The sequence below is a fragment of the Streptomyces sp. HUAS MG56 genome, from assembly GCF_058673395.1.
In genome coordinates, this window is record NZ_CM178722.1 from 5,923,090 (window position 1) to 5,945,435 (window position 22,346).

Genomic DNA, 22,346 nt, shown 5'->3' on the forward strand with positions numbered 1-22,346 from the left:
GGGACGTACCGACGACAAGGACGTCAAGGAGCGGAAGAGTGAGCTACTCCGTGGGACAGGTCGCGGGGTTCGCCGGGGTCACGGTGCGCACCCTGCACCATTACGACGAGATCGGCCTGCTCGCGCCCGGCGGGCGCACGCACGCCGGGCACCGGCGCTACACCGACGCCGATCTCGACCGGCTCCAGCAGATCCTGTTCTACCGGGAGCTCGGCTTCCCGCTCGACGAGGTCGCGGCCCTGCTCGACGATCCGGCGGTGGACCCGCGGGAACACCTGCGCCGGCAGCACGACCTGCTGACCGCCCGGATCGAGAAGCTGCAGAAGATGGCCGAGGCCGTGGAGCACGCCATGGAGGCACGCACGATGGGCATTCAACTCACCCCCGAGGAGCGGTTCGAGGTCTTCGGGGACAAGGACCCCGAGCAGTACCGCGAGGAGGCGGAGCAGCGCTGGGGCAACACCGAGGCGTACGCCGAGTCCCAGCGCCGGGCCGCCACGTACACCAAGGAGGACTGGAAGCGCATCCAGGCCGAGGTCGACGACTGGCAGGAGCGCTACGCCGCCCTGGTGGACGCCGGCGAGGAGCCGTCCGGCGAGGCCGCCATGGACCTTGCCGAGGAGCACCGGCGGCACATCGGCCGGTGGTACTTCGAGGTGCCGTACGAGATGCACCGGTGCTTCGCCGGGATGTACGTCTCCGACGAGCGCTTCAAGGCCTTCTACGACGCGGTGCGGCCGGGCCTCGCCGAGCATCTGCGGGGCGCGATCGACGCCAACGCCGACCGGCACACCTCCTGACCGGTCCCGGCCCGGGGGCGCACGAGCTCACTCCCGGGCCGGGACCGCGGCGGTCACTCCTTGGAGCGGTCACTCCTTGGCGAGGACCACCGCGGTGCCGTAGGCGCACACCTCGGTGCCCACGTCGGCGGCCTCGGTCACGTCGAACCGGAACGCGAGCACGGCGTTGGCACCCCGCGCGCGTGCCTGCTCCACCAGTCGCTCCATGGCCTGGTTGCGGGTCTGCACGAGCGTCTTGGTGAGGCCCTTCAGCTCGCCGCCGATCATCGACTTCAGTCCGGCGCCGATCTGGCTGCCGAGGTGGCGCGAGCGCACGGTGAGTCCGAAGACCTCGCCGATCACCTGCTCCACCCGGCGTCCGGGCACGTCGTTCGTCGTCACGACCAGCACGTCCGGCTGCGGCTCCTGGCCGCCGCCGTAGTCTTCGAGTCCCATGAGTCACAGCTTTCTCTCGGTTGTCCCACAGTGCATCCTGGAGGCATCGGTGGAACCTGGGGCGGTCACTTCACGTTGATAGCTTTGGGCGGCACTCGCAGGGAAGTACGCCGTTCAGCCGCCGCAACCGCCTTCACCCCCTCAGGAGCCCGGACCCGTGATGACACTCGCCCTCGGCCCGAGCTGGCTCGATCCCAACAACCTGCTGGACAACTTCGGCATATGGGGCCTGCTGCTCGTCGTCTTCGCCGAGTCCGGCCTGCTCATCGGGTTCTTCCTGCCCGGTGACTCGCTGCTGTTCACCTGCGGCCTGCTGATCACCTCGCACCAGTTGAACTTCCCCCTGTGGGGCGCCGTCGGCCTGATCTGCCTCGCCGCGGTACTCGGCGACCAGGCGGGCTACATGTTCGGCAAGAAGGTCGGTCCGTCCCTCTTCAACCGCCCCGACTCCCGCCTGTTCAAGCAGGAGAACGTCACCAAGGCGCACGAGTTCTTCGAGAAGTACGGCCCGAAGTCCCTGGTCCTGGCCCGCTTCGTGCCCGTGGTGCGCACGTTCACGCCGATCATCGCGGGCGTCAGCGGCATGAAGTACCGCTCGTTCGTGACGTTCAACGTCATCGGCGGCACCCTGTGGGGCGCGGGCGTCACCCTGCTCGGCTCCTGGCTCGGCAACATCGACTTCGTCAAGAACAACATCGAGGCGATCCTGATCCTGATCGTCCTCGTCTCCGTGGTCCCGATCGCGATCGAGTTCCTGCGCGCACGGAGCAAGGCCAGGAAGGAGGCCGCCGCCCGCCCCGAGCCGCAGCCCCTCCCGCAGCAGCCCCGGCCCGCGTACCAGCACCGGCAGCCGGTGACGGACGACGCGACGGCCCAGCTCCGCCGCATCGAGCCGACCGAGCCGGAGCCGTACGCCTACCAGCAGCCTCAGCAGCCGCAGTACCAGCAGCAGCCGCAGCAGGAGTGGAACCAGCAGCAGTACTACGACCAGGGGCAGTACCAGCAGCACGGACAGCAGCAGTACGGGCAGCAGCAGCACTACGGGCACCAGCAGTACGACCAGCAGCAGTACGACCAGAACCAGTACGCGCCGAACCCGTACGACCAGAGCTCCTACCCGGACGGCTACCGCAACCAGTAGGCCGCTCAGAACCCCCTGGTCCGCTTGGCGGCCCTGCGCTTCCCGGCGGAGGGGATCCGCAGGAACAGCCGGGAGATCTCCGACCCCAGGTTGACCCCGATGGCGATGGCCATGGCGAGTGACGCCGCCTTGGCCAGCGACACCAGCCCCTTGTCCACCTGGTTCTGGGCGATGCTGAGCAGCCCGAAGTACGTCGCCGAACCGGGCAGCAGCGGCCCGATCGCCGCCGTCGTGTACGGCAGCGCCGACGCGAACCGGTAGCGCGACAGCAACTGCCCGAACAGACCCACCAGCCCCGCCGCCACGGCCGTGGAGGCCACCGGCGAGATGCCGCCGACGTAGTGCATCGCGCCGTACACCGACCACGCGACGCCCCCGTTGAGGGTCACCCACAGCACGGTCGAACGTTCCTGCTGGAGCAGGACCGCGAAGGTCAGCGACAGCACCATGGACGCCGCGATCTGGATCAGCGGCCGTTCGTTGATCATCAGCGCCGCGTCCGGGTTCAGCGTGCCGCCGACCTTCACGCCGAAGTACAGGACGAGCAGCACGCCGGTGACGATGCCGACGAAGAAGTACATGACCTCCAGCAGGCGCGCGGAGGCGGTGATGTAGAAGCCGGTCAGGCCGTCCTGCACGCCCGCCACCAGCGCCCGCCCGGGCAGCAGCGCGAACAGCCCACCGGTGACCACGGCGGACGCCTTCACGTCGACATCGGCCAGCGCGAACGCCACACCGATCGCGGCGGGCGGCATCGCGGCGACGGTGAACTGGTAGAACTCCGGCAGTCCGCGCCCCGCGCACAGCCAGGCCAGCCGGTCGCCGAGCATCGCGCCGAGGGCCGCCGCGACGAACACGATCAGGTCACCGCCGACCAGGACGGAGGCGGCACCGGCCAGCAGCCCGCCGGCGAGGGTCAGCACCCAGCCGGAGTAGGGGTGCCGGTTGCGGCGGATCTCCGCGAGGCGCCGGTAGGCCTCCTCCAGCGAGACGTGCGTCTCCGGGTCGGTCAGGTCGTCCACCAGCCGGAACACGGCCGCGAGCCGCGTGTAGTCGGTGCCCCGCCGGCGCACCGTCCGCGACGCCGTCACCGGGTCCTCCACCAGCGACGGCTGGTGCGAGATCGACAGCAGCGTGAAGGTGACGTTCGGCTCGCAGCGGTCCAGGCCGTAGGAGCGGCACACCGCGAACATCGCGGCCTCCACGTCCTCCGCGCCCTCCCCGCCCGCGAGCAGCAACTCCCCGATACGCAGCGTCAGGTCGAGCACGCGCGGAACCGCCGGGCCCTCCTCCTCGTGGCGCTGCACGGGCTCGGGCGCCGGCCGCTCGGTCACCGGCATGCGCAGCATCGTGCGCATCCGGTCCTGCCAGGGCGCGTCCTTGATCAGGCTGACCGGTATCCCGGACGCCGGGGTGAACGCGGCCGACGCACCGGCGCTGTAGGCGCTCGGCAGGCTGAACGCCGACCCCGCCGGCTCCGCGCCCGGCGCCTGCGGCACCGCCAGCCCGTCCGGCACGGCGAACTCGGACGTCGTCTCCGGTTCGACACTGCCCTCGGGGACCTCGATGCCCTGGGGAATGGCGAACTCGGACGTGATCTCCGGGTCGTACCGCGCCTCGTCCGACCGGGGCTTGCGGTCCTCCGCCTCCGTCACCTCGCACCGCTCCCTGAACGACACCCTTCTGCAACCCTCAGTATGCGCATGCCTGCGCGGCGGACACACAAACGGGCCGCACGCGTGCGCGTGCGGCCCGTTTCAGCGGGACAGGACCGGCTCAGTGGCCGCCCGTCTCCTTGAAGCGCTTGTAGGACCGCTCGATCTCGGCCTCGGCGTCGGTGCGGCCCACCCAGTTGGCGCCCTCGACGGACTTGCCGGGCTCCAGGTCCTTGTAGACCTCGAAGAAGTGCTGGATCTCCAGGCGGTCGAACTCCGACACGTGGTGGATGTCGCGCAGGTGCTCCACACGCGGGTCGGTGGCCGGGACGCACAGCAGCTTGTCGTCGCCGCCCGCCTCGTCCGTCATGCGGAACATGCCGATCGCGCGGCACTTGATCAGGCAGCCCGGGAAGGTCGGCTCGTCCAGGATGACCAGCGCGTCCAGCGGGTCGCCGTCCTCGCCGAGGGTGTTCTCGACGAAGCCGTAGTCGGTCGGGTAGGCGGTCGAGGTGAAGAGGCGACGGTCCAGGCGGATCCGACCGGTCTCGTGGTCCACCTCGTACTTGTTGCGCGAACCCTTCGGGATCTCGATCGTGACGTCGAACTCCACCGGTGGCTCCTCCATGATCAGCACATAGTTCTGGTGGTTAAGTGTCCCTCACGCACGTGTGTGATCGCGAAAGGGGCTGGTGGTCGTGCCGGAGCCGAGGCCGTGGCGGGCCGCAGGACCGCAGGTGGAGCGGATTGCGAACGCCGTACGACCGCGTCTGGCGCGGGCCTTCGCAGCCGTACGGCCGCGGGCCGCGCGGCTGACCCGGGCCCTTGTCGCCCGGTCCCCGCACCTCCCCCGTCCGCGAGCCGTCAGGACCTGGCAGTACACCGCGGGCGCCGCCACCGCCGGCCTCGCACTCGCCGCCGGCGTGGTGACCGTGTCCGGCCCCTGGGACGCCAACGGTCAGCGTACGGCCGAGCGGGACAGAGCGATCGCTCTGGACCGCTCAGGTGGCGCAGATCACGGCGGTTCCGGAGCGGCCGCCGGGGCGCCGCGGCCCGCGCCGAGCGCCGCGCCCGTCCTGGTGGGCCTGGACGCCGCGACGCAGGCCGTGGGCACCAAGAAGGCCGCCCCGGGCGGAAAGCCCCTCTCGGACGTCCTCGGGCCCCTTCTGGACGCTCCCGCGCTGGGCGACAGCCACGCGGCGGCCGTCGTCGACGTCACCACCGGCAAGCGCCTGTACGGCAGCGCCGACACCGAGGCCCTCACGCCCGCCTCCACCACCAAGATCGCCACCGCGGTCGCCGCCCTGTCCGCCCTCGGCCCCGACCACCGCTTCACCACCCGCGCGGCCTTCGAACCCGACACCGGCGAGCTCGTCCTGGTCGGCGGCGGCGACCCCACGCTGACCGCCCACAAGGAGGCCGACATCTGGGCGAGCCTGCGCCGGCTCGCCGCCGACACCGCCCAGGCGCTGCACAGGCGCGGCATCCGCAAGGTCACGCTCTCCTACGACACGACCCTGTTCACCGGTCCCGCCCTGCACCCCATCGGCGTCAACGACAACCTCGCCCCGGTCAGCGCCCTGACCGTCGACGAGGGCCGTACCGACGACTCCGCCGGCGGCCCGGCACCCCGGGTGAGCGACCCGGCGAAGGACACGGCGGCCAAGTTCGCGGACTACCTGAACTCCGCGGGCGTCACGACCTCGTCCCCGGGCCCCTCGAAGGCCTCCACGCGCGCGCAGACCCTCGCCACGGTCTCCTCGCCCCCGCTGGCCGACATCGTCGAGCGGATGCTGACCAACAGCGACAACGACATCGCCGAGACCCTGGCCCGCCAGACGGCGCTCACGAGCGGTCAGCCGGGCAGCTTCGAGGGCGGCGCCAAGGCGATCTCCGCACGGCTGACGAAGCTGGGCCTGCCGATGGCCGGTGCCTCTTTCCATGACGGCAGCGGCCTCAACCGCGACGACCGGCTCACCCCCGACCTCCTCACCGGCCTGCTGGTCACGGCCGGTGACCCGGCCCGCCCCGGCCTGCGCCCCGTCCTCACCGGCCTGCCCATCGCCGGCTTCACCGGCACCCTGACCAGCCGTTACGCCAATGGCGCGGCCGGCGTCGTACGCGCCAAGACGGGCACCCTGACCGGCGTCAACACCCTGGCCGGCACGGTCGTCGACGCCGACGGCCGCCTCCTGGCCTTCGCCTTCATGGCCGCCGGCACGACGAACCCCGAGGAGGCCCAGTCGGCCCTCGACCGGACGGCCACCGCGCTGGCGGGGTGCGGATGCGGCTAGGCACACGCGCGTGCCGCACGTTCACACGGCCTGCCCGAAGTGGGAACGCTCACGTACGGTTGACGACATGACTGGCTTCGGTGGCACCACATCTCCCGGGATGGTCGACTGGAACCTCGCGGTGGCGACCGCGACACGGCTCGTGCGACCGGGCCCCGACGTCAGCCGCGACGAGGCACGCACCGTCGTCGCGGAGCTGCGACGGCACGCGAAGGCCTCGGAGGAGCACGTCCGGGGCTTCACCCGGATGGGCACCGGCGAGATCCACGACACGCCGGTCCTCGTCGTCGACCGCCCCGGCTGGGTCCGGGCCAACGTCGCCGGCTTCCGCGAGATCCTCAAACCGCTCCTGGAGAAAATGCAGGAGCGCCGCTCCGGAACCCCCGGCAACGCGGTCCTCGGCGCCGTCGGCGGCAAGGTCACCGGGGTCGAACTGGGCATGCTGCTGTCGTTCCTGTCCTCCCGGGTCCTCGGCCAGTACGAGACCTTCGCCCCGGCCACCCGCGAGCTGCCGGCCGGCGAGAACGGCGGTGGCCGCCTCCTGCTCGTCGCGCCCAACATCGTCCACGTCGAGCGCGAACTCGACGTCGAACCACACGACTTCCGCCTGTGGGTGTGCCTGCACGAGGAGACCCACCGGACGCAGTTCACCGCCGTGCCCTGGCTGCGCGACCACCTTGAGGGCGAAATCCAGTCGTTCTTGGCGGAGACCGACGTCGACCCGATGACGTTCCTGGAGCGCATCCGCGAGGCCGCCCAGTCCCTGGCGGGGGGCCGCCCCGAGGGCGAGGAGGACGACGGCGGCCGCTCCTTCGTCGAACTGGTGCAGACCCCCGCCCAGCGGGAGATCCTCGGCCGCCTCACCGCCGTGATGTCCCTGCTGGAGGGCCACGCCGACTACGTCATGGACGGCGTCGGACCGAGCGTCGTACCGTCCGTGGCCGAGATCCGCGAGAAGTTCCAGCAGCGCCGCGCCAAGGGCGCCTCCCGGCTGGATCTCGCCCTGCGCAAGCTGCTCGGTCTGGATGCCAAACTGAGGCAGTACCGGGACGGCGAACGGTTCGTACGGGCCGTCGTCGAGCAGGTCGGCACCGACGGCTTCAACCGGGTGTGGACCTCGCCCAACACCCTTCCCACCAAGGCCGAGATCGCGAAACCGGCGGACTGGGTCGCGCGGGTGCACCGCAAGGCCGAGTCGTGAACGCGACGGCCGCGTCGTGAATCGAATTCGGCCTGCGGCAGGCGAACGCCCCTCCAATCACCCGTCCGAGGGACCGTGAGCCTTGCGTAGGCGTGCAATGCTCGGGGAACCCCCCGGTTCTGTCACCATCTACACACTCTGAGTGACTGAGCTCGGACCCACCCCCCGACAACTTCATGAAGGGAACCGACCATGGGTCCCCATCCTGCGGTCGCGGCGATACGCCTGGCGGTCCGCCGCGTCCTCCACGACATCCTCAATGACCACACCTCGGGCGAGATCCCGGGCCGGACGGCCGAGCGGCCCCCCTCCCCGCTCGTCCTCGTCGCGTGCTCCGGCGGCGCCGACTCCATGGCCCTCGCCTCCGCGCTCGCCTTCGAAGCGCCCCGCCTCGGCATCCGCGCCGGCGGCGTCACCGTCGACCACGGCCTCCAGGCCGGCTCCGACCTCCGCGCCGACGAGGTCGCCCTGCGCCTGCGCGGCCTCGGCCTCGACCCGGTCGAGTCGGTCGCCGTGACCGTCGGCCGCGAGGGCGGCCCCGAAGCCGCCGCCCGCGACGCCCGCTACGCCGCCCTCGACGCCGTCTCCGAACGCCACGGCGCCACCGCGATCCTGCTCGGCCACACCCGCGACGACCAGGCCGAGACGGTCCTGCTCGGCCTCGCCCGCGGCTCCGGCATCCGCTCCCTGTCCGGCATGGCCGCGGTCTCGGGGGCCGGCGGCCGTTACCGGCGGCCCTTCCTCCAGCTCGACCGGCAGACCGCCCGCAAGGCCTGCATGGTCCAGTCCCTGCCCGTTTGGGACGATCCTCACAACGCCGACCCCGCCTACACCCGCTCCCGGCTGCGGCACGAGGGTCTGCCCGCCCTGGAGAAGGCCCTCGGCAAGGGCGTCGTGGAGGCGCTCGCCCGCACCGCCCAGCTCTCCCGCGACGACGCCGACGCCCTCGACAGCTGGGCCCGTCAGGCCGAGGGTTCCGTACGGGACGGCGCCGGCCTGCTGGAATGCGCCAAGCTGTACGCCCTGCCGCCCGCCGTGCGCCGCCGCATCCTGCGCCGCGCGGCCATCGAGGCCGGTGCTCCGGCCGGCGCGCTGTTCGCCCGTCACATCGAGGAAGTCGACCGTCTGATCACCGGCTGGCGCGGCCAGGGAGCCATCAATCTCCCGGGCAAAGTCGTCGCCCAGCGGCAGGGTGGCAGACTGGTGATTCGGCAAGGCTGAATCCCGACACCCGGCGGAGCGACCCTCCGGCGGTCCGGGCGGCCGGCCGCCGGGAAGTGCGGGACGACCGAAAGTGATGCGGGTGGACGCGAAAGACATGGGTGCCGACCTCGAGAAGGTGCTCATCACCAAGGAAGAGATCGACGCGAAGCTGGCGGAGCTGGCCGCGAAGATCGACGCGGAGTACGCGGGCAAGGACCTGCTCATCGTCGGCGTCCTCAAGGGCGCGGTGATGGTCATGGCGGACCTCGCCCGCGCGCTGTCCACGCCCCTCACCATGGACTGGATGGCCGTGTCCTCCTACGGCGCGGGCACCCAGTCCTCCGGTGTCGTGCGGATCCTCAAGGACCTCGACACCGACATCAAGGGCCGGCACGTCCTGATCGTCGAGGACATCATCGACTCCGGGCTGACCCTGTCCTGGCTGATCAACAACCTCGGCTCGCGCGAGCCCGCCTCGCTGAAGGTGTGCACGCTGCTGCGCAAGCCCGACGCCGCGAAGGTCGCGATCGACGTCGAGTGGGTCGGCTTCGACATCCCGAACGAGTTCGTCGTCGGCTACGGCCTCGACTACGCCGAGAAGTACCGCAACCTGCCGTTCGTCGGTACGCTCGCGCCCCACGTCTACGGCGGCTGAGCCACTCGGCTCAAGCCTTGTAGGACGATCGGGAACCCCGGCGGGTTCCGCGCCGTTGAAGCATGCAGAGACGGGCCTCCCGGCTGTTTCGAAACGCTTCGTGCGGCTTCGGACACAGCCACGCTGGGGTACCGTCAGAAGAACTGTCTTATCAAACTCACTATGGCAGGAGGGACGGGGCGGCACCGCTCCGTATGGATGGACGTGAAGCGATACTTCCGTGGGCCGGTCATGTGGATCGTGCTGGCCGTCCTTGCCGTGGTCGTGTTGATGCAGGTCGTCGGCTCGTCCGGCGGCTACAAGACGGTGGACACCGGCCAGGTCGTTGCAGCGATCAATGCCGACAAGGTCCAGTCGGCCAAGATCACCACTGGTGACGAGCAGACCATCAAGGTCACCCTCAAGGACGGCCAGAAGGTCGACGGCAGCTCGAAGATCCAGGCGAGCTACATCGGCGACCAGCAGGGCACCCAGCTCGCCAGCAACCTTCAGACCAAGTACGAGAGCAAGCAGATCCCGGACGGCTACACCGTGTCGCCGTCCAAGCAGAACCCGTTCGTCGGCGTCCTGCTCTCCCTGCTGCCCTTCGTCCTGATCGTGGTCGTCTTCCTGTTCCTGATGAATCAGATGCAGGGCGGCGGCTCCCGGGTCATGAACTTCGGCAAGTCCAAGGCCAAGCTCATCACCAAGGACACCCCGAAGACGACGTTCGCCGATGTCGCAGGCTGCGACGAGGCCGTCGAGGAGCTCCACGAGATCAAGGAGTTCCTGCAGGAGCCGGCCAAGTTCCAGGCCGTCGGCGCCAAGATCCCCAAGGGTGTGCTGCTCTACGGCCGCCCGGGTACCGGCAAGACGCTGCTCGCGCGCGCCGTCGCCGGCGAGGCGGGCGTGCCGTTCTACTCGATCTCCGGTTCCGACTTCGTCGAGATGTTCGTCGGTGTCGGTGCCTCGCGTGTCCGTGACCTGTTCGAGCAGGCCAAGGCGAACGCCCCGGCGATCGTCTTCGTCGACGAGATCGACGCGGTCGGCCGCCACCGCGGCGCCGGCCTCGGCGGTGGTCACGACGAGCGCGAGCAGACGCTGAACCAGCTGCTCGTCGAGATGGACGGCTTCGACGTCAAGGGCGGCGTCATCCTGATCGCCGCCACCAACCGCCCCGACATCCTGGACCCGGCGCTGCTGCGCCCCGGCCGGTTCGACCGGCAGATCGCGGTCGACCCGCCGGACCTCCAGGGCCGTCTGGAGATCCTCAAGGTCCACCAGAAGGGCAAGCCGGTCGCGCCCGACGTCGACCTGTCCGCCGTGGCCCGCCGCACCCCGGGCATGACCGGTGCCGACCTCGCGAACGTGCTGAACGAGGCCGCGCTGCTCACCGCCCGCGGCGATCAGAAGCTGATCGACAACAAGGCGCTGGACGAGGCGATCGACCGCGTGGTCGCGGGCCCGCAGAAGCGGACCCGGATCATGTCGGACAAGGAGAAGAAGATCACCGCGTACCACGAGGGCGGTCACGCCCTGGTCGCGGCGGCCTCGCCGAACTCCGACCCGGTCCACAAGATCACGATCCTGTCCCGCGGCCGTGCCCTCGGTTACACGATGGTCCTGCCCGACGAGGACAAGTACTCGACCACGCGCAACGAGATGCTGGACCAGCTCGGCTACATGCTGGGCGGCCGCGCGGCCGAGGAGCTGGTCTTCCACGACCCGACCACCGGCGCCGCGAACGACATCGAGAAGGCCACCAACCTGGCCCGCGCGATGGTCACGCAGTACGGCATGACCGAGCGGCTCGGCGCCATCAAGTTCGGCGGCGACAACAGCGAGCCTTTCCTCGGCCGTGAGATGGCTCACCAGCGCGACTACTCGGAAGAGGTCGCCGCGCTGGTCGACGAAGAGGTCAAGAAGCTCATCGAGAACGCGCACAACGAGGCCTGGGAGATCCTGGTCGAGAACCGCGACGTGCTCGACCAGCTCGTCCTTCACCTGCTGGAGAAGGAGACCCTGGGCAAGGAGGAGATCGCCGAGATCTTCGCCCCGATCGTCAAGCGCCCGCCGCGGCCCGCGTGGACCGGTTCCTCGCGCCGCACCCCGTCCACCCGCCCGCCGGTGCTCTCCCCGAAGGAGCTGGCACTGACCAACGGTGCGAACGGCTCGACGGCCTCGATCAGCACGGTCAAGTCCACTGCGTCGGAGTCCGCTCCGGTGACGGACCAGGCTCCGGAGGACCGCTCCGAGAGCTGAGCGTGTTTCGGCCAAGCGGCCCGGAATGCACGCCGCGCCCCCCAGGGTTTTAGCCTGGGGGGCGCGGCATTTTCCTTATGCACGCATGTGGACGACAGGAACGAGGCACCAGATGACCGACCCGGTGACGCTGGACGGTGAGGGACGCATCGGCGAGTTCGACGAGAAGCGCGCCGAGAACGCCGTGCGGGAGCTGCTGATCGCGGTCGGTGAGGACCCGGACCGCGAGGGGCTGCGGGAGACGCCGGCGCGGGTGGCCCGGGCGTACAAGGAGATCTTCGCGGGCCTGTGGCAGCAGCCGGAGGACGTCCTGACGACGACGTTCGACATCGGTCACGACGAGATGGTCCTCGTGAAGGACATCGAGGTGTACTCGACCTGCGAGCATCACCTGGTGCCGTTCCGGGGCATCGCGCACGTCGGGTACATCCCGTCGACGTCCGGGAAGATCACGGGCCTGTCCAAGCTGGCCCGCCTCGTGGACGTCTACGCACGCCGCCCGCAGGTGCAGGAACGTCTCACTACGCAGATCGCGGACTCCCTGATGGAGATCCTGGAGCCCCGGGGCGTGATCGTGGTCGTGGAGTGCGAGCACATGTGCATGTCCATGCGCGGCATCCGCAAGCCGGGAGCGAAGACCATAACGTCGGCCGTCCGCGGTCAGCTGCGGGACGTCGCCACCCGGAACGAGGCGATGAGCCTGATCATGGCGCGCTGAACCGCGCGCCGGACCCGGCGGGATGCGGCCGGGCGGTCACGCCGCCGGTTCCGCCCCCGGGTGGTTCTGGTCCTCGTCGTCCGGGAGCTTGCACACGCGCTCCAGGAACAGGGCCGCCACTATCACCGCGATGCCGGCCAGCACCGAGAAGCCGGCGTAGATGGCCTGGTCGCGGCGGGTGGGCAGGTCCAGCAGCTCCAGCAGGAACACGCCCGTGCCGCCGTACATGCCGGCGACGAGGGCCGCGACCAGGGCGCTGGCCTGGCCGAAGACGACCGCGCGGGCGGCCATCAGCGGGTCGACGCCCTTGGCACCGGGCCGGCGCTCGCGCTGGGCCTTCAGCCGGGCGCGCAGCGAGAGCGCCGTCGCGGCCAGGACCACGGCGATCAGGGCGAGCACGATGGGCGCGGCCAGGGGGACGCTCGGCAGGGTCCCGATCGCGTTCCAGAGGCGGGCGCCCGCCCACGACAGGACTCCGGCCACGACGAACACGCCGACCAGCACCCTGATGCGCAGCTCTTTCACGGTGTCCCTTCAGCTCCCCCGGACCGGCCCGGACCGTGGTCGTTCCGACCTTGCCGTCCTGACCTTAACGACTACTCGGGCAGTCGGAGTTCCAGGTCCGCGCGGGGCGTCACGCCCTCACGGGTGACGGCCGCCAGCAGATCGGCCACCGGGCCCCGGCCGGGGAGCTTGGCCTGCGGGTCCACGTCGTGCCAGGGGGCGAGCACGAAGGCGCGCTCGTGGGCGCGCGGGTGGGGGAGGGTGAGCCGCGGGTCGTCGGAGGTGACGTCGGCGTAGGCGACGATGTCGACGTCCAGCGTGCGCGGGCCCCAGTGCTCGTCCCGGACCCGCTTGAAGGCCTCCTCGACGGCGTGCGCGCGCTCCAGCAGGGACTCGGGGGGCAGGGTGGTCTTCAGGACCACGATCGCGTTGAAGTACGACGGCTGGGTGCCGGGTGCCACGCCCCACGGCTCGGTCTCGTACACCGGCGAGACCGCTTTGACGCGCACTCCCGGGGTGTCCTCCAGCGCGTCGACGGCGCCCTGGAGGGTCTCCAGGCGGTTGCCGAGGTTGGCGCCGATGGAGATGACGGCCCATTTGGGGTTCTGCAAGGTCGTGTCGGCGGCGTCGACCTGCTCGACGACCGAGGCGGGCACCGGCTGGACGGTCGGGTCGCTGTGACCCTGGAGGTACGGTCGGGTCATACTCGGCTCCTGGTGATGGTGACGGTCACGTCGTCGAAGGGGACGGTGATCGGCGCGTCCGGCTTGTGGACGCACACCTCCACCTCCAGGACCCCTTCGTGCTTCAGACAGGTGCGCGCGATCCGCTCGGCGAGCGTCTCGATGAGGTTCACCGGCTCGCCCTCGACCTCGGCCACGACTTCCTCGGCCACGATGCCGTAGTGCACGGTCTTCGTCAGGTCGTCGTCCGCCGCGGCCGGCCGGGTGTCCAGCCCGAGGACGAGGTCCACGATGAAGGTCTGGCCCTCTTCGCGCTCCTTGGGGAACACACCGTGGTGCCCGCGGGCCTTGAGGCCGCGCAGCGCGACACGATCCACGCGAATCACTCCTGCAATCGTCGGGAAGGACCGGTCCGTACCGCGTGCGGGCGGCACACCGGCCTCTGACGAATCTACCTGCGGGTGCTGACACAGCCGGGGCGCGGGGCCACGGGGCCGCGCGGGGACCATGAGCGTTCATCTCGTGTTTCCCCCGGGAAACCCGGCCACGCCATGGGCTGATAGCCGCTCATACCCCGGGGTAGGTGATTCCAACCACTTCTTCGCAGCCGGGGAACCGCCGGCTGCTCAGCCGAGGAGACCGTCGTCCGGATTCGTGCCGTTTGTTCCGGGCGTGTCGTCCGTGGCGTCCATGTCCTCGACGGCCTCGGTGTCCTCGGCGTCCTCGCTCTCCGCCATCACGGGGGAGGCGTGATGCGACCAGATCTTCCAGCCGGCGGGGGTGCGCCGGAACACGTTCGTGGCGACGACGAGCTGACCGACCAGCGGCCCCAGCTCCCCGCCGTCCGCGGGGGCCGGGCCGCCGCTGAGGATGTTCTCGGTGCAGGTCACAAGGGCCGTGTCGCCGGTGACGGACACATGCACGTCGGTGAGGAAGAACTGGATGTAGTCGGTGTTGGCCATGATCAGGGCGTACGACCTGAGGACCTCGCCGCGGCCGGTCAGCACGGGCCACCCGGGGTGCACACAGGAGATCACCCCGGTGTCCGCCGGGTCGTGGTACTCCTCGTCCACGCCCAGGTCGGCGGGGCTGAGCCAGAGCGAGGACAGCTCCTCGAAGTCGCCGCGTTCCATCGCCTCGTAGAAGGCGGTGTTGGCGGCCTCCACCTGTTCGACGTCGATGTGAGGGGCGCTCACTGCTCTCCTTCCACCTCGCGCTCGCCGCCGGCGTCCGGCGTGTGACCCGTTTCACGCGCCCCTTCCACGGCCCGTGCGACCCGTACCGCGTCCGCGGTGGCGCGTACCTCGTGCACGCGCACCGCCCAGGCGCCGGAGTGCGCCGCGAGCGCGGAGACGGCGGCCGTGGCGGCGTCGCGCTCCCTGGCCGGCGGGGGCGCCCCCTCCGGGCCGGCCAGCACCCGGCCGAGGAACCGCTTGCGGGAGGCGGCCACGAGCAGGGGGTGGCCGAGGACGCGCAGACGGTCGAGGTGGGCGAGGAGGGTGAGGTCGTGCCCGGCCTCCTTGGAGAAGCCGAGGCCGGGGTCGACGACGATGCGGTCCGGGGCGACACCGCCCGCCAGAACGGCCTCCACGCGCGCGTGCAGCTCGTCCACGACCTCGGCGACGACGTCCTCGTAGACGCCCTGGACGTTGCCGCCCGCCAGGAAGCCGCGCCAGTGCATCACGACGAACGGGGCGCCCGCAGCCGCGACCACGGGGATCATCGCGGGGTCGGCGAGGCCGCCGCTGACGTCGTTGACCAGGGCTGCACCGGCCGCGAGGGACTGCTCGGCCACGGAAGCGCGCATGGTGTCGACGGAGACGACGACGCCCTCGGAGGCGAGGCCGCGCACGACGGGGATGACGCGCCGCAGCTCCTCGGCCTCGTCGACGCGCGTGGCGCCGGGCCGGGTGGACTCGCCGCCGACGTCGACCAGGTCCGCGCCCTCGGCGACGAGGTCCAGACCGTGTTTGACGGCGCGTGTCGTGTCGAACCAGCGGCCGCCGTCGGAGAAGGAATCGGGGGTCACGTTGACGACGCCCATGACCGCGCACCGGTCCCATGCCGGAAGGCCCGTCACCCGGCCGCGTCCGCTGAGGTTGTTCATACGTTCAGCGTAGGCCCAGGAGCGGGCCGTGAATGCGCGGCGGCCCGGGCGGAAGCCCCTGCTGGAGGAGGTGGGGCTGCCGTCCGGGCCGGTCCTCGGTCGTGCCGCGCGGTGCCGTGCCGTGCGCGCCGTTCAGGCCGCGCGCATGTCGTGTTCCGCCATGGTGTGCGCGCAGGGGCGCTCGGCGACCGCCCTGCGCCGGCGCAGGAAGCGCGGGAGCGGCAGGGCGATGTGGACGAAGCCCTCCGCCTGCATGGCCGCGAAGCCGATGCGGGGCAGGTCGGCGGAGTTGCGGTAGACCACGAAGCGCGGCTCCCAGCGCGGCTGGAACTTGGCGTTGAACTTGTACAGCGACTCGATCTGGAACCAGCGCGAGAGGAACACCAGCAGCCCGCGCCAGGCGCGCAGCACCGGACCGGCGCCGATCTTCTCGCCGCGCGCGAGGGCGGAGCGGAACATCGCGAAGTTCAGCGAGACCCGGGTGATGTCGAACTTCGGCGCGGCCTGGAGGGCGGCGACGATCAGGAGCTCGTTCATGCCCGGGTCCGCGCTGCGGTCGCGGCGCATCAGGTCCAGCGAGACGCCGTCCTTGCCCCACGGCACGAAGTGCAGGATCGCCTTCAGGTCGCCGTACTCGCCGGGCTCGTCGTCCTGCTTGTGGGCGGTGGCTATCAGGCAGTCCCCGTCGGCCGGGTCGCCGACGCGGCCGAGCGCCATGGAGAAGCCGCGCTCGGTGTCCGTGCCGCGCCAGTCGTCGGCGGCGCGCCGGACGCGCTCCAGCTCGCCGTCGCTGAGGTCACGGATGCGCCGTACCCGGGTTTCGTAGCCGGCCCGCTCGATGCGCTTGACCATTTGTCGGACGTTGCGCATCGCGCGTCCGGCGAGCGAGAAATCCGCGACGTCCACCACCGCCTCGTCGCCCAGTTCCAGGGCGTCCAGGCCGGTCTCGCGGGTCCACACCTCGCCGCCCGTCTCCGAGCAGCCCATGACGGCCGGGGTCCACGAGTGGGCCTTGGCCTCGTCCATGAAGCGCTCGATGGCGCCGGGCCAGGCCTCGACGTCGCCGATGGGGTCGCCGCTGGCGAGCATCACGCCGGAGACGACGCGGTAGGTGACCGCCGCCTTGCCGCTGGGCGAGAAGACGACCGCCTTGTCCCGGCGCAGCGCGAAGTGGCCGAGCGAGTCCCGGTGCCCGTGCTTGGCCAGCAGCGCGCGCAGCTGCGCCTCGTCCTCCTCGGTGAGCCGCGCGGCCGGGTGCTCGGGGCGGAAGGCCAGGTAGATCGTGGTGACCGCGGTGATCCAGCCGAGCGCGCCGAGGGAGAAGGCGACGGTCCAGGAGGCGTTGCCCGCGTAGTCGACGGGGCCCTCGAAGCCGAACAGGCCGTAGACGACGTGGGTGAGCCGGTCGGCCAGGCTCGGGTTGCCGATCGTCCGGTGCGGATGGACGCTCACGATCACGAGGCCGAGCACGAGGGAACCCGCACTCATAAGTACGAAGTTGGTAAGAGCACGCCACCTGCTGCGCGGGTCCGGCAGGGCCGCGAACTCGTTCCGGTGCCGCAGCAGCGGCAGGAGCAGTGCGACCGCGATCAGCATGCCGACGAGCGAGTGGCGGTACGCGAACTGCGCCACGGCACCCGCCGGCAGCAGCGCGACCGCGGCCCGCCATGCCCGGCGCTTGCGCCGTTTGAGCCCGTGCGCGAGCAGGAGGAGCAGCACGCCGGCGCTCAGCGAGAGCGCTGCCGCGAAGGGCCCGAACGAGCCCGGCAGCACCTCGGCGATCGCGTGCATGCGACTGTGGCGGAAGCGCGGGAAGACACCCGCGGCAATGTCCAGGACGCCCACGAGTGCGGCCGCCCTGCTGACCAGAGTGGGAACGACCTCGGGACGCGGGCCGCGAAGTATGCGCCGCGCCCGGCTCTTACCACCCGGAACCTCGCCCGACAATTCCCCATCTATCCTGACAGACATCGCATCCCGTAGTTCTGCGAGAGACCTTGAACCCGGGCCCGATCAGGGCATCCGGCGACATTGCGCCCTCTAGGACGGTGTCTCGGGGGGAGAGGTTCACTCCTCATCGGAAAGTCGGGTCAAAGGCCAAGGAAAGCCCCGGGCAAGCCCTCGCAATAAGGCGTGGGCACCGGGCGGAGAGCGCAGGCAGGAAGCAGCCCATGGGACTCACGAGCAATAAAGTGCTGTTGCTGGCGATCGTGTTCGCAGCCGTGCTGTTCGCCGGCACGGTGTGGCTGTGGCCGCGACTGGCACGGCAGAGCTGGCAGTCCATCGGCGGGCGCATCGGTCTGCTGCTGACCACCCAGCTCGCGATCTTCGCCTCCGTCGGGCTCGCTGCCAACCAGGCCTTCGGGTTCTACGCCAGCTGGTCGGACCTGTTCGGCCAGGAGAACGCCCAGGGTGTGGTCGTCGACCACATAGCGGGCGGCGGTAAGACCGGTTCGATCAAGGTGGTCTCCACGTCCCACGTCGCGGGCGTGGGCGGCGGGATGCCGCAGCTGACCGGGCAGGTCCAGAAGGTCGACATCGTCGGCCGTACGACCCACCTCGCCACCCCGGCCTACGTGTACCTGCCCCCGGAGTACTTCCAGCCGCAGAACCACGCGCGCAAGTTCCCCGTCTCCGTGGTCCTCACGGGCTACCCGGGCACCGCCGAGGCCCTGGTGAACAAGCTGGACTACCCGAGCACGGCGCAGCAGCTGGCCAAGAGCGGCAAGATGCAGCCGATGATCCTGGTCATGCTGCGGCCGACCGTGGCGCCGCCGCGGGACACCGAGTGCGTGGACGTTCCGGGCGGCCCGCAGGTCGAGACCTTCTTCGCCAAGGACCTGCGCAACTCGGTGATGGAGCAGTACCGCGTCGACAAGACGCCTGCCAGCTGGGGCATCGTCGGTGACTCGACCGGCGGCTACTGCGCGCTGAAGATCGCCATGCACCACCCGGGCTCCTACGCGGCCGCCGCGGGTCTCTCGCCGTACTACAAGGCGCCGATCGACCCCACCACCGGCGATCTCTTCCACGGCAACAAGGACCTGCAGAACCGGGCCAACCTGTTCTGGGCGATCAAGCATCTGACCGCGCCCGAGACCTCGCTCCTCGTGACCAGCAGCAAGGTCGGTGAGCACAACTACAAGGACACGATGAAATTCATCCAGGCCGTGCAGGGCACGAACGTGACCAGGATTTCCTCGATCATCCTTCCGAGCGGCGGGCACAACTTCAACACCTGGAAGCGGGAGATCCCGCCGACCCTCCAGTGGCTCAGCACGAAGCTGACCGCCAACTGAAATCGTTGCCCTGATGCCCCGTGAAGCGCACAGTGTGGCTGTGTTTTTACGGGGCGGGGGCCCGCGATTCGCCTACGCGCGGTAAGTTTCTGGCCATGCCACGTGGACGCCACCGCCATTCCCCACCTCTGCACCGGCTGTTGCCTCCCTCGGCGATCGCCGGTGTCTCCGTCGTCTGCGCGCTGGGTCCCTGGGCGTTCTCCGGGGCCACGGTGCTGCGCGCACTGGCCGCGGCCGCCGCGGCGACCGCCGTCGTCGGCGCGATCGTGATGCGCCGCTGGGACGCGCAGGCGGGCAAGCAGGTCGCCGAACTCACGCGCGCGCGTGCCAGCGACGAATGGCGCAACGAGGAACGGGTCGCCGAACTGGAGACCGACCTTGAGGAATCCCGCGAGCTGCGCACCAAACTGGAGCAGCGGCTGCGCGCCAAGCGTGCCGAGCTGGCCGGCCTGCGCAACGAGCACGCGGCCCTGCTGCGCCGGTACGCCACGGCGGAGACCGAGCGCGCGAGCGCCCTGGAGGGCCGCCGGCTGCTGGAGATCGAGGCCGCCGAGCCCTCGTCCTCACTCGCCCTGCCGCCCGCGCGCAGCGCCGAGTCCCAGCAGGAGCCGGAGCCGGTTGCGGCCGAGGTCACGGAGGAGGCCGACCGCGAGGCCCAGTCGGCGAACGCGGTGTTCTCGTCCGAGGGCGCCTGGCTGTACAAGCGTGCCCTGACGGCTCTGGCCGGGTTCGAGCGGGAGGCTCCAGCCGAGGCCGAGGCCGAGGCCGTCGGCGAGTCCGCGTTCGACTCCGAGGCTGTGGCGCTCGACGAGGAGAAGGCCGGGCCCGAGGCGGCCGAGGACGCGGCTCCTGAGGCCGAGCTCTCCGACGACACCGATTCCGACGACACCGATTCCGACGACACCGATTCCGACGACACCGATTCCGACGGTGCCGATTCCGAGACCGAGGCCGACTCCGTCGCCAAAGGAGAAGGCGCCGAGGCCGTCGAAGCCGAAGCCGGGGCCGACGAGGACGCTGTGACGGGCGACGTGACCGACAGCGCCGGTGCCGCCGCGAGCGAGGCCGCCGCGCCGAGCGCGGCTCTCGAACCGGTACGGCCGCTGGGGCAGCCGCCCGCCGGGCACTTCACGGTGCCGACCGCGGTGGCCGTCGTGCCTGCCGCACCCGCTCGGCGACCGGTGGTCGAGGGTGGCTTCGACTTCTTCGGCACCCAGAAGGCCGCGCCCGAGGCCGCGCTGGACTCCGTGCAGAACGAGGACCTCGCCGACGTCGTCGGACAGGAGGCCCTCGCCGTGCACAAGGCCGAGGCCGAGGCCGCGTTCAAGCCCGCCGCCGCGCAGGCGGACGGCGCGGGTCAGGTCATCGACCTGACCGCGCACGACGAGACCGAGCAGATCGACGTCCAGGGGCTGCGCAGCGCGGCTTCCTGACGCGTGCTCCGCAGTCCCGCGAGGCACCGGGCCCGGCTTCCCAGAGGGGAGCCGGGCCGTACGTCGTTCCGGCGCCCTCCAGCGGTCACCCGGCGGTCATCCAGCGGTCCGGGCGGGCGTCCCGGCGTCCGGTGCGGGACCGCTCGGCCTGCTCGCGCAGAAGCCGTACGGCCTCCTCGGCGTCCCGCTGCCCGGCGGTGACGGTCTTTCCGGCCCCGGTGTCCACGTGGACGTCGGCGAGCCGCCACACGCGCTGCCAGGGCCCCTGGGTGAGCCGTACGCTCTGCACCTTGGCGTGCGGGACCAGCGAGAGGCTGCGGCGCAGCAGGCCGTGCCGGGTGGCGAACACCGTGCCGGTGACCGCGAGGCGACGGCCGCGCCACCACACCGGTACGCACCACCGGGCCCGCCCCGGTGCGCGGGACAGTTCCTGGGGCACCGTCACGTCCGGCAGCACGCGCGCGATGACGGACTCGGCGACCGCGCGCGGGGCGACCGGTATCAGCACCGAGTTGGCGGACCCGGCCACGTCCAGCTCCACCCGCACCCAGCCGAGCCGCCGCCACAGCAGGGGCTCCACGATCCGCACGGTCTGCACCCGGCCGGGCGGCACCGTCTCGTGCGTGCGGTCGAGCAGCCCGTGGTCGATGCGCAGCCCGTCCGGGGACTCGGCCACCTTCCAGTCGAACTCGGCGGCGAACCGTCCCGCGCTGTGCGCGCCGGCCCCGCCGAGCAGCGGCAGGGCGGTGCCGAGGACGGTCCACAGGCTGTGGGTGGTGAGCCACAGCACGGTCGGCACGAGGAGCGCGGCGCACAGCGAGCCCCAGGTGGCGGCCGTCAGCACCAGGGAGAGCGCGAGCGCGCGCGGGGGCACGTGCAGCAACTCGTGCGCCGGTGCCTCCCCGACTTCATGCGCCGTCTCGGGTGCGAAACCCGCCGCGCGCGCGAGCAGTTCCGCGCGCAGGGCGCGTGCCTCCTGCTCGCCGAGGAAGGCCAGCTCGTCCTTCTTGTCGGCGCCCACGACGTCGATCCGCAGCTTCGCAACGCCCGCCACGCGCGCGAGGAGGGGACGCGAGACGTCCACGGCCTGGATGCGCTCCAGCCGGATGTGCGCGGTGCGCCGGAACAACAGGCCGGTGCGGATGCGCAGTTCGGAGCCGGTGACCGCGAAGTGCGTGAACCACCAGGACAGGAAGCCGTACAGACCGGCCACCGGCACCAGGACCGCGAGGCCCAGCAGGAGCATGGTGTCGGTCAGCCGCGCGAGCTGCTCCTGCGCGCTGTTCGGGTCGTGCGCCGCCCAGCCGACGAGTACGGCGACCGGCGCCCACGCCCGCCGGAAGGGTGTGACCGGGTGCAGCCGGCGCTCGGTCACGGGTACGCGCTCCCCGGCGTCCGTGCCGTCGGCGTGGTCCTGGCCGCTCACAGGCCCGCCGATCGTGCCTCGCCCAGCTCGGTGAGCCGGTCCCGCAGCCGTTCCGCCTCGGCCGGGTCCAGGCCGGGGATGGTCGCGTCGGTCGCGGCGGCCGCGGTGTGCAGCTGCACGGTGGCCAGCCCGAAACGGCGCTCCACCGGCCCGGAGGTGACCTCCACCAGCTGCATCCGCCCGTACGGCACCACCGTCTGCTCGCGCCACAGCACGCCGCGGCTGATCAGCAGGTCGTCCGCCCGCTCGGCGTACCGCCACGAGCGCCAGTTGCGCCCCAGCAGCCGCCAGCACCACGCGGCGCACGCGACGGGCAGCAGCGCGAACGCCGCCCACGCGGGACCCGCGAACAGGCCCGGCAGCAGACCCGCGGCGAGCGCGAGCAGCGCCGTCCACACCGCGAGCAGCAGCCGGCGCATCCGCAGCAAGCCGGGCGGCAGCCCCCGCCACACCGGCTCGTCCCCGGGCATCCCCGGTATCCCCGCTGTCCCCGCTGTCCCCGCCTCGTGCGGGCTCCCCGTTTCCATGGGGCCAGCGTACGTAGGGGAAAC

General features: G+C 71.1%; 21 protein-coding genes. 10 read left to right on the top strand and 11 right to left on the bottom strand.

The window, feature by feature from the left end:
* Window positions 1-38 precede the first annotated feature (38 nt).
* Window positions 39-800 carry a MerR family transcriptional regulator gene (locus AC4OXY_RS28020; RefSeq protein ID WP_356029251.1) on the top strand — a complete coding sequence of 254 codons (762 nt, stop codon included), beginning with the start codon at window positions 39-41 and terminating at the stop codon, window positions 798-800.
* Window positions 801-869: 69 nt separating this feature from the next.
* Here the strand turns inward: AC4OXY_RS28020 and AC4OXY_RS28025 are convergent, their stop codons facing one another.
* The gene (locus tag AC4OXY_RS28025; RefSeq protein ID WP_356029250.1) at window positions 870-1,235 is read right to left on the bottom strand and encodes a YbjQ family protein; all 366 of its coding nucleotides are present in this window, start codon (window positions 1,233-1,235) and stop codon (window positions 870-872) included.
* Window positions 1,236-1,395: 160 nt separating this feature from the next.
* On the opposite strand from AC4OXY_RS28025, the gene AC4OXY_RS28030 reads away from it, so the two are divergent.
* Complete coding sequence (locus AC4OXY_RS28030; RefSeq protein WP_491994652.1) at window positions 1,396-2,376, top strand: DedA family protein; 981 nt, start codon at window positions 1,396-1,398, stop codon at window positions 2,374-2,376.
* A gap of 5 nt (window positions 2,377-2,381) precedes the next feature.
* On the opposite strand, the gene AC4OXY_RS28035 is transcribed toward AC4OXY_RS28030, so the two are convergent.
* Window positions 2,382-4,031, bottom strand: coding sequence for a threonine/serine exporter family protein (locus AC4OXY_RS28035; protein ID WP_362821672.1), 1,650 nt, complete (start codon window positions 4,029-4,031; stop codon window positions 2,382-2,384).
* Window positions 4,032-4,152: 121 nt separating this feature from the next.
* Complete coding sequence (locus AC4OXY_RS28040) at window positions 4,153-4,644, bottom strand: inorganic diphosphatase (protein ID WP_018547987.1); 492 nt, start codon at window positions 4,642-4,644, stop codon at window positions 4,153-4,155.
* Window positions 4,645-4,768: 124 nt separating this feature from the next.
* Between AC4OXY_RS28040 and dacB the strand changes: the two genes are divergently transcribed.
* From dacB to folE, 6 genes are all read left to right on the top strand, one after another.
* On the top strand, window positions 4,769-6,325 hold the full coding sequence (dacB, locus tag AC4OXY_RS28045; RefSeq protein ID WP_362821671.1) for a D-alanyl-D-alanine carboxypeptidase/D-alanyl-D-alanine endopeptidase: 1,557 nt from the start codon (window positions 4,769-4,771) through the stop codon (window positions 6,323-6,325).
* A 67-nt stretch (window positions 6,326-6,392) separates the two neighbouring features.
* The gene (locus tag AC4OXY_RS28050; RefSeq protein WP_356029240.1) at window positions 6,393-7,526 is read left to right on the top strand and encodes a zinc-dependent metalloprotease; all 1,134 of its coding nucleotides are present in this window, start codon (window positions 6,393-6,395) and stop codon (window positions 7,524-7,526) included.
* 192 nt (window positions 7,527-7,718) lie between these two features.
* Entirely contained in the window at window positions 7,719-8,747 is a 1,029-nt protein-coding gene (gene tilS / locus AC4OXY_RS28055; protein WP_356029237.1) for a tRNA lysidine(34) synthetase TilS, read from the top strand.
* Between the two features lie 97 nt (window positions 8,748-8,844).
* Window positions 8,845-9,384: a hypoxanthine phosphoribosyltransferase gene (gene hpt, locus AC4OXY_RS28060; RefSeq protein WP_356029235.1), complete on the top strand. Its 540-nt coding sequence runs from the start codon at window positions 8,845-8,847 to the stop codon at window positions 9,382-9,384.
* A gap of 198 nt (window positions 9,385-9,582) precedes the next feature.
* A complete protein-coding gene (gene ftsH, locus AC4OXY_RS28065) occupies window positions 9,583-11,625 on the top strand; it encodes an ATP-dependent zinc metalloprotease FtsH (RefSeq protein WP_356029232.1) in 2,043 nt (680 codons plus the stop codon).
* A 112-nt stretch (window positions 11,626-11,737) separates the two neighbouring features.
* A complete protein-coding gene (folE, locus tag AC4OXY_RS28070; protein ID WP_356029230.1) occupies window positions 11,738-12,343 on the top strand; it encodes a GTP cyclohydrolase I FolE in 606 nt (201 codons plus the stop codon).
* 36 nt (window positions 12,344-12,379) lie between these two features.
* Here the strand turns inward: folE and AC4OXY_RS28075 are convergent, their stop codons facing one another.
* The 6 genes from AC4OXY_RS28075 to AC4OXY_RS28100 form a co-directional block, all read right to left on the bottom strand.
* The gene (locus AC4OXY_RS28075; protein WP_362821669.1) at window positions 12,380-12,868 is read right to left on the bottom strand and encodes a DUF3180 domain-containing protein; all 489 of its coding nucleotides are present in this window, start codon (window positions 12,866-12,868) and stop codon (window positions 12,380-12,382) included.
* A 71-nt stretch (window positions 12,869-12,939) separates the two neighbouring features.
* Window positions 12,940-13,551: a 2-amino-4-hydroxy-6-hydroxymethyldihydropteridine diphosphokinase gene (folK, locus tag AC4OXY_RS28080; protein WP_356029226.1), complete on the bottom strand. Its 612-nt coding sequence runs from the start codon at window positions 13,549-13,551 to the stop codon at window positions 12,940-12,942.
* The gene (gene folB / locus AC4OXY_RS28085) at window positions 13,548-13,907 is read right to left on the bottom strand and encodes a dihydroneopterin aldolase (RefSeq protein ID WP_356029223.1); all 360 of its coding nucleotides are present in this window, start codon (window positions 13,905-13,907) and stop codon (window positions 13,548-13,550) included. The genes folK and folB overlap by 4 nt, the downstream gene beginning before the upstream one ends.
* A gap of 249 nt (window positions 13,908-14,156) precedes the next feature.
* Window positions 14,157-14,726 (bottom strand): nuclear transport factor 2 family protein, encoded by a 570-nt coding sequence (locus tag AC4OXY_RS28090; RefSeq protein WP_356029221.1) that lies wholly within the window; start codon window positions 14,724-14,726, stop codon window positions 14,157-14,159.
* Window positions 14,723-15,637, bottom strand: a complete 915-nt coding sequence (folP, locus tag AC4OXY_RS28095) for a dihydropteroate synthase (protein ID WP_356029219.1) — start codon at window positions 15,635-15,637, stop codon at window positions 14,723-14,725. Before folP ends, AC4OXY_RS28090 begins: the two co-directional genes overlap by 4 nt.
* A 132-nt stretch (window positions 15,638-15,769) precedes the next feature.
* Window positions 15,770-17,584, bottom strand: coding sequence for a phosphatidylglycerol lysyltransferase domain-containing protein (locus AC4OXY_RS28100; protein ID WP_356029216.1), 1,815 nt, complete (start codon window positions 17,582-17,584; stop codon window positions 15,770-15,772).
* A gap of 224 nt (window positions 17,585-17,808) precedes the next feature.
* Here AC4OXY_RS28100 and AC4OXY_RS28105 point away from each other — a divergent pair, with 224 nt between their 5' ends.
* Together AC4OXY_RS28105 and AC4OXY_RS28110 are read left to right on the top strand one after the other, a co-directional pair.
* Entirely contained in the window at window positions 17,809-18,936 is a 1,128-nt protein-coding gene (locus tag AC4OXY_RS28105; protein WP_376293725.1) for an alpha/beta hydrolase, read from the top strand.
* A 95-nt stretch (window positions 18,937-19,031) separates the two neighbouring features.
* Complete coding sequence (locus AC4OXY_RS28110; RefSeq protein WP_491991284.1) at window positions 19,032-20,369, top strand: hypothetical protein; 1,338 nt, start codon at window positions 19,032-19,034, stop codon at window positions 20,367-20,369.
* A gap of 85 nt (window positions 20,370-20,454) precedes the next feature.
* Here AC4OXY_RS28110 and AC4OXY_RS28115 read toward each other — a convergent pair whose 3' ends face one another.
* Window positions 20,455-21,795 (bottom strand): PH domain-containing protein, encoded by a 1,341-nt coding sequence (locus tag AC4OXY_RS28115; RefSeq protein ID WP_356029211.1) that lies wholly within the window; start codon window positions 21,793-21,795, stop codon window positions 20,455-20,457.
* Window positions 21,792-22,322 (bottom strand): PH domain-containing protein, encoded by a 531-nt coding sequence (locus AC4OXY_RS28120; protein WP_356029208.1) that lies wholly within the window; start codon window positions 22,320-22,322, stop codon window positions 21,792-21,794. The genes AC4OXY_RS28115 and AC4OXY_RS28120 overlap by 4 nt, the downstream gene beginning before the upstream one ends.
* Between the last annotated feature and the right edge of the window lie 24 nt (window positions 22,323-22,346).

Bases quoted from the DNA above. Each gene is read 5' to 3' on its own strand.
- AC4OXY_RS28025 (WP_356029250.1), bottom strand. From the start codon at position 1,235: ATGGGACTCGAAGACTACGGCGGCGGCCAGGAGCCGCAGCCGGACGTG.
- AC4OXY_RS28030 (WP_491994652.1), top strand. From the start codon at position 1,396: ATGACACTCGCCCTCGGCCCGAGCTGGCTCGATCCCAACAACCTGCTG.
- AC4OXY_RS28050 (WP_356029240.1), top strand. From the start codon at position 6,393: ATGACTGGCTTCGGTGGCACCACATCTCCCGGGATGGTCGACTGGAAC.
- tilS (WP_356029237.1), top strand. From the start codon at position 7,719: ATGGGTCCCCATCCTGCGGTCGCGGCGATACGCCTGGCGGTCCGCCGC.
- hpt (WP_356029235.1), top strand. From the start codon at position 8,845: ATGGGTGCCGACCTCGAGAAGGTGCTCATCACCAAGGAAGAGATCGAC.
- ftsH (WP_356029232.1), top strand. From the start codon at position 9,583: ATGGACGTGAAGCGATACTTCCGTGGGCCGGTCATGTGGATCGTGCTG.
- folE (WP_356029230.1), top strand. From the start codon at position 11,738: ATGACCGACCCGGTGACGCTGGACGGTGAGGGACGCATCGGCGAGTTC.
- folK (WP_356029226.1), bottom strand. From the start codon at position 13,551: ATGACCCGACCGTACCTCCAGGGTCACAGCGACCCGACCGTCCAGCCG.
- folP (WP_356029219.1), bottom strand. From the start codon at position 15,637: ATGAACAACCTCAGCGGACGCGGCCGGGTGACGGGCCTTCCGGCATGG.
- AC4OXY_RS28105 (WP_376293725.1), top strand. From the start codon at position 17,809: ATGGGACTCACGAGCAATAAAGTGCTGTTGCTGGCGATCGTGTTCGCA.
- AC4OXY_RS28110 (WP_491991284.1), top strand. From the start codon at position 19,032: ATGCCACGTGGACGCCACCGCCATTCCCCACCTCTGCACCGGCTGTTG.
- AC4OXY_RS28120 (WP_356029208.1), bottom strand. From the start codon at position 22,322: ATGGAAACGGGGAGCCCGCACGAGGCGGGGACAGCGGGGACAGCGGGG.